The following is a 9,662-nucleotide window of genomic DNA, read 5'->3' on the forward strand; positions in this document are numbered from 1 at the left end:
TATGTCGTTGATTAAAGAAAAAATAAATTCTGAGAATTTACCAAAACACGTAGCCATCATTATGGATGGTAATGGGAGATGGGCAAAATCTCGTGGCGAAGAAAGAACTTTCGGTCACAAAAATGCTATTAATGCGGTAAGAAATGCCATTAATGCATGTAATGAGATTAATATCCCTTATTTAACACTGTATACATTCTCTTCAGAAAATTGGAATCGTCCAAGTGAAGAAGTGAATACCCTTATGAATCTGTTGGTAGAGACCTTACTGCTGGAAGCAGAAGAGATCTTCAGCAAAGGATTGAGAATGCATGTTATAGGGAATCTTGAGAAACTGCCTACAATAGTAAAAGAGCAGTTGGAACGTGTGGTAGAGCTTACAAAAGAAAACACAAAAGGAAACCTTGTATTGGCTATTAGCTATGGCTCGCAAAATGAAATACTGGAAGCCGTAAAAAATATAAGTTCTGATGTAAAAGAGGGAAAAGTAGAGATAGAAAATATAAACGAAAGTTTATTCGAAAACTATCTTTATACAAAAGATTTTCCTCCTGTAGATTTACTGATCAGAACCAGCGGCGAAATAAGGATAAGCAACTTCCTGCTTTGGCAGATTGCTTATGCAGAATTACAGTTTTTAAATGTTCTGTGGCCGGATTTCACCAAAGATATTTTCTTCCAATGTATTGTTGATTATCAAAACAAGGAAAGAAGATATGGTTTAACCGGTGAACAGGTAAATGGCCAATAAAATTTTAAGAAAAGAAAGACTCGATAAAATGAAGTTTAGACTATTACCCATCATTATGTTTGCTGCTTCTGCACATTTTTATGGACAAGTAACTCCACAAGACAGCACAAAAGTAAATAATGCTGTACATGCAGAAAATGAGGCAGGAACTTATACACTTAAAGACATCGTTGTAGATGGGGTAAAAAAATATACACCAGCTCAGATCTTAAGATTTACGGGCCTTACAAAAGGAGAAAGTGTAGACATTCCGGGACAGAAAATCAGCAACGCTGTAAAAAAGCTTTGGGATACCCAATCTTTTTCTGAAGTGGAAGTTTATGTTCAAAGTATTGAAGGACAAACGATTGTTCTGAAATTTCATCTGCAGGATCTGAAAGAACTTGGAGAAGTTAAATTTGCAGGAAAAGGAATCGGTAAATCTAAAAGTGAAAAACTGGCAAAGGATAATAACCTTAAACCAGGAACTAAGATTACTCAGAACTTAGTTTCAAGCCTTAAAACCCATGTTCCTAAAGATTATATCAAAAAAGGTTTTGCAGATGCTAAAATCACTATTGAGGATAAAGTCAATGCAGGTGATCCTTCTTTGGTAGACTGGACAATCAATGTAGATAAGGGTAAAAGAATCAAAATTGATCATATTGAATTTGAAGGAAACGATAATGTAACCGATAGAAAACTTAGAAATAAAGCTTTCAAAGAAACTAAGCAAAAGCGTTTCGGTATCGGTGGAATATTAAAGTCCTCAAAATTCATTGAAGATAAATATCAGGAAGACAAGCAAAGTCTTATCAGTTATTACAACTCCCTCGGATACAGAGACGCTAAAATTGTTTCAGATTCAGTATGGAGAAACAAAAGAAATAACTACGAAATCAATGTAAAACTTAGCGAGGGTAAAAAATATTATATCGGGGATGTTACATTCACGGGTAATACTGTATACGCGACAGAATATTTACAAAGATTATTAGGATATAAGAAAGGTGATATCTACGATGCTGTAGGTTTCAACAAAAAAGTTGGTGAAGACGGAGGTAAAGAGGATGATTCAGATATTAAATCTGTTTACATGAACAATGGTTATCTTTTCTCAAACGTAACACCTGTTGAAAAATCAGTAACAGGAGATGCTGTAAATCTTGAAGTGAGAATTAATGAAGGTGAGCAGGCTACCTGGAATAAGGTAACATGGCAAGGGAATACAACAACCCATGATCACGTAATTCTTAGAGCACTAAGAACAAAACCAGGAGAGCTATTCAAGAAAACAGAAATTAAGAGAACCTATTTCGATTTAGCAGGGATGTCATTCTTTGACCCTCAGCAAATCGGACAGGATATCCAGCCAAATCAGGTGGATAATACTGTAGATATCAACTGGAAACTAGTAGAAAAAGGATCTTCTCAGGTTCAGCTACAGGCAGGTTACGGTGGTAACAGCTTCATCGGTACTTTAGGATTAACATTTAATAACTTCTCATTAAAGAATTTCCTTAAGTTTAAAGATTTCAAACCGGTACCTCAGGGAGACGGACAAACGTTCTCGGTTCAGGTGCAGGCAGGACAGTACTTCCAGAACTATGGAGTATCATTCACTGAACCTTGGCTATTTGGTACAAGACCAACAGCTCTTTCTGTAAGTTTGAATAACTCAAGAGTAAGATATACAGATCAATATGGAGACGCTCAGAAATTGAACATTTTCTCTGCTTCAGTAGGTCTGAACAGACTATTGAACTGGCCGGATGACTATTTCTCTCTTTATACTGGTTTACAGTTCCAGAAGTATGACTTCAAAAACTATCCATTCCAGTTTGGAGATTCCACTGAAAATAATGGTACTGCCAATAACTTCAGTGTCAACTTAGGATTGAGCAGAAACTCTGCAGGTATTGACCCAATTTTCCCAACAACTGGATCCAATATCGAGCTTTCAGCAAAACTGACTCCTCCATACTCATTGTTTAAGAAGAAAGATTACTCCACAATGTCTGCCATTGACAAATATAAGTGGATGGAATTCTATAAAATCAAGTTTAAAGCAGATGTTTACAATGAAATCATTGGAAAACTGGTCTTGAGATCTTCTGCAGAAATGGGATTCATGGATGGATATAACAGCCAATTGGGTGCTCCGCCATTCGAAAGATTCTATATGGGAGGAACAGGTCTTTTCGGAGGTCGATATGATGGTAGAGAATTGATTCCTTTAAGAGGTTATGAAAATGCCACTACAGAAGGAGGCCAGGCAGAAGATATTACACAGAAAGGAGGAGGTACAATCTATAACAGATTTACTTTAGAATTAAGATATCCGATCTCAATGAGCCAGACTGCAAAAATCTACGCATTGACATTCGCTGAAGGTGGTAACGTATGGAATTCATGGAGTTCTTACAGCCCATTCCAGTTGAAAAGATCTGTTGGAATTGGTGTAAGAGTTTATATGGGAGCATTTGGATTGATCGGATTCGACTTTGCACTAGGTCTTGATAAGACTATTTCTGGTGATAAGTCTGGATGGAGAAACCACTTCTTGATGAACCAAACATTATAATTATAAATATGAAGCACTTTAAAATAATTTTCACGTTCGCATTCCTCTTGCTTTTCGGGTTGAACAATGCCCAAAAAATAGGAGTAGTGGATACTAATGAAATTTTGAATAAATTACCTCAGTATAAAGAAGCTGAAGCTAGGTTGAATTCTCAGATTGATACCTGGGAATCTGAACTTCAAAGCCTTCAGTCTGAATATGAAAGAAAAAAGGCTGCTTTTGAAAGTGAAAAAGTTTTATTGATAGGTGACCAGCTTAAACTTAGAGAAAAAGAAGTTACCGATCTTGATAAAAATATTAAAACAACAACAAGCTTACGTTTTGGAGCTAACGGTGAAATTACAAAACTGAGAACAAATCTTGTTCAGCCATTTCAGGATCAGATTTGGGGAGCTATCAAAACAATGTCCGAAAAAAATGGCTTGGGCATAGTTCTTGATAAAAGCAATAACATTAGTGTTATTTTCCTTCAGTCAAAATATGATTACACCGAAAAAGTATTGTCTATTCTATTAAAAGGGACAGACAAGAAGGAAAAGACAAATAGCAAAGGCAAAAAATAATCAGAGAATTAACTTTTGCTATATTTTAAAATCTAAAAACAAATTAAATTATTTATTTACCAGTTATGAAAAAATTAAGTGTATTATTTGCAGCAGTAATGATGGTTGTATCTGTAGGTATGGCAAAAGCTCAAAAAATTGCTACTTTAGATGTAATGGGAGTTCTTAACGCAATGCCGGAGAAAAAGAAAGCAGATGCTGATCTTAAAACATTCTTGGATACTAAACAAGCTGAGATTAAGAAAAAAGCTGACGCAGCTCAAACTAAATATCAGCAATACCAAACTGAAGCTCCTAAGAAAACAGCTGAGGAAAACAATGCTAGAGAAGCAGAAATGAAAAAATTAGCTGAAGAAATCCAGCAAATGCAGGAAAAAGCTCAAAAAGATCTTCAGTCTAAACAAGATGTAGCTTTCGCTCCTATTGAGAAAAAATTAAACGATGCCGTAGAAAAAGTAGCTAAAGCTAGTGGATATGATTATATTATGGATGCAAACTCAACAGCATTCCTTTATAAAGCAGGACCAGACGCAACTCCAGCTGTGAAGAAAGAACTAGGAATTCAATAATTTCAGCAAATTAACAAAGATTTATAAAACTAACCACCTCTTTTAGAGGTGGTTTTTTTATTTTTGCCGAATGGAAAAAGAAGTATCAACTACGGTCAAAGTTAGGTTTAGTGACTGTGATCCAATCGGACATTTGAATAATGTAAAATATCTTGAGTATATGTTCAATGCCCGGGAAGATCATGTAGAAACATTTTATGGATTTACCTATGAAGAATATACCAAGCAAACCGGCTGTACCTGGATTGCTATTCAAAATGAAATAGCCTATCTGAAAGAAGTAAGATATAATACACAGGTAGTGATCAGCAGCAAGACCATCGATGTACAGGATAGAACAGCAAAAGTCGAAATTCTGATGAAAAGCCTTGATGAAAAAACAATTCATGCTGTACTTTGGGTAACCGTTATTTATTTTAATGTCAAAACAAGAAAATCTGAAGTTCATCCCGAAGATATCAAAGAAATTTTTGATAAATTTTATGTAGATCTTATCCAAAAAGACTTCCAGTCAAGAGTGAAGTTCTTAAGATCTCAGAATGCCAAGAACTCTTAAACCTACTTCTTGTTGAAGGTCCCAATTTAAAAATTAATAATAAACAAATGAAAAAAATAGCAGTAATAGGGAGTAACGGACAATTAGGAAACTGCATAAAAAAGATTGCTCCGGATTTTGAACATCTATATGAATTCTTATTTACAGACTCATCCATTTTAGATGTTACCAATGAAGAGCAGGTGAATGATTTCTTTTATGATAACAAACCTGATTATTGCATCAATGCCTCTGCATATACCGCAGTTGATCTGGCGGAAAAAGAAAAAGAAAAAGCCTTTGCCGTAAATGCTGGTGGAGTAGCTCATCTTGCTCAGGCATGCGCAGATTATAAATCTGTTCTGATTCATGTTTCTACAGATTATGTTTTTGATGGTACCACAAATCTTCCATACTCTGAAGATGATTTTACAAACCCGATAGGAGTATATGGTGCATCAAAAAGAGAAGGAGAAGAGCTTGCTCTGGAAATTAATCCAAAAACAATCATCCTAAGAACTTCATGGCTGTATTCTGAATTTAATAAGAATTTTGTGAAAACAATGTTAAATCTTTTCTCTCAAAAAGAAGAGCTGGGAATCGTTGCTGATCAGTTTGGGCAGCCTACTAACGCAAACGATTTGGCAGAAGCTATTATGAGGATTATTGAAACGCCACAGAAAACCTATGGGATTTTCCACTTCTCAAACTATCCGGAGACAACCTGGTTTGAATTTGCCAGAAAAATTGCTGAATTTTCAAAATCATCAATAAAATTAAATCCATTAACAACCGAACAGTACCCAACACCTGCCCAAAGACCTGTAAGAAGTACAATGTCTTTGGATAAAATAGAGGAAGTTTACAAAATAGAACCTAAGCATTGGGAAAACAGTCTTGAAGAATGTGTCGATATCCTTTCACACTAATACTATATATATGAAAAATATTGCAATCCTCTTTTCCGTGTTATGTATCCAGTTGTGGAGCGCACAAAATGTTTATATGACCAGAGTTGAAAAAACAAATGACAACTCAGATAAATTCTTACTAAGAAAAGAAGCCGTAGCAGATGCTATTTATTTAGGAGAAGTAGAAGTACAGGGTTTTTCAAAAGATGATGCACTCGTATTTTCTCTGGTATATAAAAAAGCAAAAGAGATTGGTGCCAATACATTCGAATTAAAACCTTTCGAAAATGTTGATGGTACACCTCAGGCATTCAATGCTGCCAATTATAAAATCGCTTTATATTATACACCCAAAGAAAAACTAGCAGCTAAACATGGTGAGATGTATATATTTGCCTCTTCTGAAAAAGATCAAAAGATCAACATCAACCGTAAAGATTATACAATCTCTCCAAGATCTTTTTTAAAATTAAAAATTGTCCCGGGAGAAATTTATACCATCTCAACCAAAAAACTTTTAGGCTCTACGGTGAAAGTTCAGCCAAAAGCTAATGATGACAACCTCTATTTTCAGGTTTCTTCTCTAAAAGTAAAACCAGATAATTCAGGAGTAGGAGGTTTGAATCTGAAATCCGGGGATATTATTGGCCTGGAGAAGTCCTACGCTGAGTTTTTGAGCGTAATATATAAGGAAATCAAACCTTAGAAACATTCTATACTAAACAATTGTAGGTTTTGGCCTATATAAATCAACAATAGGAACGGGCTTCAGCCCGTTCTTTTATATAATCTTTGTACTGAGCTTTAGCTCAAATGTATTTCCAGTCACATTTTTTACAGGCTTTATTGAAAATCTTCCCTTATCTTATTATATATATCAATAGGAAACGGGCTACAATCCTGAGCTTAGTCTAATGAATCCCATTTAATAAAGATACTCCCTCCATCTGAATTCAATTCAAACCTGCACCTTATTATTATAGATACCTTATTTGATGTTCCACCCCCAAAATCCCACATCTCATCGGCCGAATAATCCCCTCTCGTCCATTCCTCCAAACAAATGTTTAAAATTTTTCTCTCTGCCTTCCAGCTGATTAGGATAAAAACCTATCCGAATATGAAATTTATGTTAAATAAACTTGTTTTGCGTTGTATGAAGTTACTATCTTTGCCCCACTGAAAAACGAAAGACATTCAGTAGCGCAGAAGAGCCTTTAGATAGGTAGAAACGATATTACTTTAAAAAAGAGACGGACGAAAAAAACTTTAAAATTTTTTGTAAAAAAAGTTGTCAGTTTAAAAAGAGTTTGTATCTTTGCAATCCCAATTAGAGGGAGCGCAGGAGTATAGAGATTGAAGTTTTGAGAAGGATTAAGGTTACTTAAAAAACTTTAAAATTTTCTTCAAAAACATTTGGTCATTAAAAAATAAAGTTTTACTTTTGCACTCGCAAATACGGAGCGACACTGACAGAGAGATTGCTTCGTTGAAAAGCGAAAGATATAAAGATCATTGACATACAATATAACAACCAAGTAAGGAAAAACTAAAGCGTTAAAAACTTTGAGTGAGTCAGACAAACATACAATGGAGAGTTTGATCCTGGCTCAGGATGAACGCTAGCGGGAGGCCTAACACATGCAAGCCGAGCGGTAGAGATCTTTCGGGATCTTGAGAGCGGCGTACGGGTGCGGAACACGTGTGCAACCTGCCTTTATCTGGGGGATAGCCTTTCGAAAGGAAGATTAATACCCCATAATATACTGAATGGCATCATTCGGTATTGAAAACTCCGGTGGATAGAGATGGGCACGCGCAAGATTAGATAGTTGGTGAGGTAACGGCTCACCAAGTCTACGATCTTTAGGGGGCCTGAGAGGGTGATCCCCCACACTGGTACTGAGACACGGACCAGACTCCTACGGGAGGCAGCAGTGAGGAATATTGGACAATGGGTGAGAGCCTGATCCAGCCATCCCGCGTGAAGGACGACGGCCCTATGGGTTGTAAACTTCTTTTGTATAGGGATAAACCTACCCTCGTGAGGGTAGCTGAAGGTACTATACGAATAAGCACCGGCTAACTCCGTGCCAGCAGCCGCGGTAATACGGAGGGTGCAAGCGTTATCCGGATTTATTGGGTTTAAAGGGTCCGTAGGCGGATCTGTAAGTCAGTGGTGAAATCTCACAGCTTAACTGTGAAACTGCCATTGATACTGCAGGTCTTGAGTGTTGTTGAAGTAGCTGGAATAAGTAGTGTAGCGGTGAAATGCATAGATATTACTTAGAACACCAATTGCGAAGGCAGGTTACTAAGCAACAACTGACGCTGATGGACGAAAGCGTGGGGAGCGAACAGGATTAGATACCCTGGTAGTCCACGCCGTAAACGATGCTAACTCGTTTTTGGAATGTAAGTTTCAGAGACTAAGCGAAAGTGATAAGTTAGCCACCTGGGGAGTACGAACGCAAGTTTGAAACTCAAAGGAATTGACGGGGGCCCGCACAAGCGGTGGATTATGTGGTTTAATTCGATGATACGCGAGGAACCTTACCAAGGCTTAAATGGGAAATGACAGGTTTAGAAATAGACTTTTCTTCGGACATTTTTCAAGGTGCTGCATGGTTGTCGTCAGCTCGTGCCGTGAGGTGTTAGGTTAAGTCCTGCAACGAGCGCAACCCCTGTCACTAGTTGCCATCATTAAGTTGGGGACTCTAGTGAGACTGCCTACGCAAGTAGAGAGGAAGGTGGGGATGACGTCAAATCATCACGGCCCTTACGCCTTGGGCCACACACGTAATACAATGGCCGGTACAGAGGGCAGCTACACTGCGAAGTGATGCAAATCTCGAAAGCCGGTCTCAGTTCGGATTGGAGTCTGCAACTCGACTCTATGAAGCTGGAATCGCTAGTAATCGCGCATCAGCCATGGCGCGGTGAATACGTTCCCGGGCCTTGTACACACCGCCCGTCAAGCCATGGAAGTCTGGGGTACCTGAAGTCGGTGACCGTAACAGGAGCTGCCTAGGGTAAAACAGGTAACTAGGGCTAAGTCGTAACAAGGTAGCCGTACCGGAAGGTGCGGCTGGAACATCTCATTTTAGAGCGTCTTAGGACGTTAAACAAAATCAGTATCGTAAGATACAAAATACTTACTTAAAGCATAGCTTTAGTTTTTTGTTTGGTTGATATATAAAAATACAAAACCCACTAGAAATTAGTAAAGGGATTGAGAGAGGCAAAGAAGATAAAAGCAGAGAGAGAAAGACGAAGAAATTAGTCTGTTATCTATCAGTCTATCATCTTTTACGTCTAAAAGACAGTCTCGTAGCTCAGCTGGTTAGAGCGCTACACTGATAATGTAGAGGTCGGCAGTTCGAGCCTGCCCGAGACTACTAATTGAAAGACAGGAAGAGATCAGCTATTAGACATCAGACATTTAGGTCTGAGATCTGGAATCTGATATCTAAAGTCTACTAGAGGGGGAATTAGCTCAGCTGGCTAGAGCGCCTGCCTTGCACGCAGGAGGTCAAGGGTTCGACTCCCTTATTCTCCACAGTTTTGGAGGACTGATTTAAAAGTTACGAATGGAGCCAAAAACAACATTTGTTCATCAGTTTGAAAGAAAGAAATTAAGATCATTGACATTAACGGTAAAGACATCACAAAGAGAAAACCGAGCGCATAAAGCGCTTGAGTAACCAATAGGAAAGAAATCGTTAAGGGCGTATGGCGGATGCCTAGGCTTTCAGAGGCGACGAAGGACG

7 protein-coding genes, 2 tRNA genes and 2 rRNA genes (1 of these 11 cut by a window edge) are annotated in these 9,662 nt (G+C 37.8%); all 11 read left to right on the plus strand.

Features of this window, described 5'->3' with window-relative positions:
* The first annotated feature begins 1 nt into the window (after position 1).
* Positions 2-751 (plus strand): isoprenyl transferase, encoded by a 750-nt coding sequence (locus KBP46_RS17025; RefSeq protein WP_062675930.1) that lies wholly within the window; start codon positions 2-4, stop codon positions 749-751.
* A gap of 28 nt (positions 752-779) precedes the next feature.
* The gene (gene bamA, locus KBP46_RS17030) at positions 780-3,314 is read left to right on the plus strand and encodes an outer membrane protein assembly factor BamA (protein ID WP_123277696.1); all 2,535 of its coding nucleotides are present in this window, start codon (positions 780-782) and stop codon (positions 3,312-3,314) included.
* 8 nt (positions 3,315-3,322) lie between these two features.
* Entirely contained in the window at positions 3,323-3,877 is a 555-nt protein-coding gene (locus KBP46_RS17035) for an OmpH family outer membrane protein (protein WP_120233324.1), read from the plus strand.
* A 65-nt stretch (positions 3,878-3,942) separates the two neighbouring features.
* Entirely contained in the window at positions 3,943-4,446 is a 504-nt protein-coding gene (locus KBP46_RS17040) for an OmpH family outer membrane protein (protein ID WP_062675929.1), read from the plus strand.
* Between the two features lie 70 nt (positions 4,447-4,516).
* On the plus strand, positions 4,517-5,002 hold the full coding sequence (locus KBP46_RS17045; protein WP_062675928.1) for a thioesterase family protein: 486 nt from the start codon (positions 4,517-4,519) through the stop codon (positions 5,000-5,002).
* A 47-nt stretch (positions 5,003-5,049) separates the two neighbouring features.
* On the plus strand, positions 5,050-5,910 hold the full coding sequence (gene rfbD, locus KBP46_RS17050) for a dTDP-4-dehydrorhamnose reductase (protein WP_062675927.1): 861 nt from the start codon (positions 5,050-5,052) through the stop codon (positions 5,908-5,910).
* 10 nt (positions 5,911-5,920) lie between these two features.
* Entirely contained in the window at positions 5,921-6,598 is a 678-nt protein-coding gene (locus KBP46_RS17055; RefSeq protein ID WP_120233191.1) for a hypothetical protein, read from the plus strand.
* A gap of 881 nt (positions 6,599-7,479) precedes the next feature.
* Positions 7,480-8,996, plus strand: a 16S ribosomal RNA gene (locus KBP46_RS17060).
* 220 nt (positions 8,997-9,216) lie between these two features.
* A tRNA-Ile gene (locus tag KBP46_RS17065) sits at positions 9,217-9,290 on the plus strand.
* 87 nt (positions 9,291-9,377) lie between these two features.
* Positions 9,378-9,451 (plus strand) — tRNA-Ala (locus tag KBP46_RS17070).
* Between the two features lie 153 nt (positions 9,452-9,604).
* Positions 9,605-9,662, plus strand: a 23S ribosomal RNA gene (locus KBP46_RS17075); it runs 2,697 nt beyond the window's last position.
* The 16S and 23S rRNA genes sit together here with 2 tRNA genes alongside, the layout of an rRNA operon.

It is taken from the genome of Chryseobacterium sp. PCH239 (genome assembly GCF_018924625.1).
GTDB classification, from domain to species: Bacteria; Bacteroidota; Bacteroidia; order Flavobacteriales; family Weeksellaceae; genus Chryseobacterium; species Chryseobacterium cucumeris.

What these genes read in the sequence shown, in the direction of transcription:
- rfbD (WP_062675927.1), top strand. Translation starts at nt 5,050, where the DNA reads ATGAAAAAAATAGCAGTAATAGGGAGTAACGGACAATTAGGAAACTGC.
- KBP46_RS17040 (WP_062675929.1), top strand. Translation starts at nt 3,943, where the DNA reads ATGAAAAAATTAAGTGTATTATTTGCAGCAGTAATGATGGTTGTATCT.
- KBP46_RS17055 (WP_120233191.1), top strand. Translation starts at nt 5,921, where the DNA reads ATGAAAAATATTGCAATCCTCTTTTCCGTGTTATGTATCCAGTTGTGG.
- KBP46_RS17025 (WP_062675930.1), top strand. Translation starts at nt 2, where the DNA reads ATGTCGTTGATTAAAGAAAAAATAAATTCTGAGAATTTACCAAAACAC.
- bamA (WP_123277696.1), top strand. Translation starts at nt 780, where the DNA reads ATGAAGTTTAGACTATTACCCATCATTATGTTTGCTGCTTCTGCACAT.
- KBP46_RS17035 (WP_120233324.1), top strand. Translation starts at nt 3,323, where the DNA reads ATGAAGCACTTTAAAATAATTTTCACGTTCGCATTCCTCTTGCTTTTC.
- KBP46_RS17045 (WP_062675928.1), top strand. Translation starts at nt 4,517, where the DNA reads ATGGAAAAAGAAGTATCAACTACGGTCAAAGTTAGGTTTAGTGACTGT.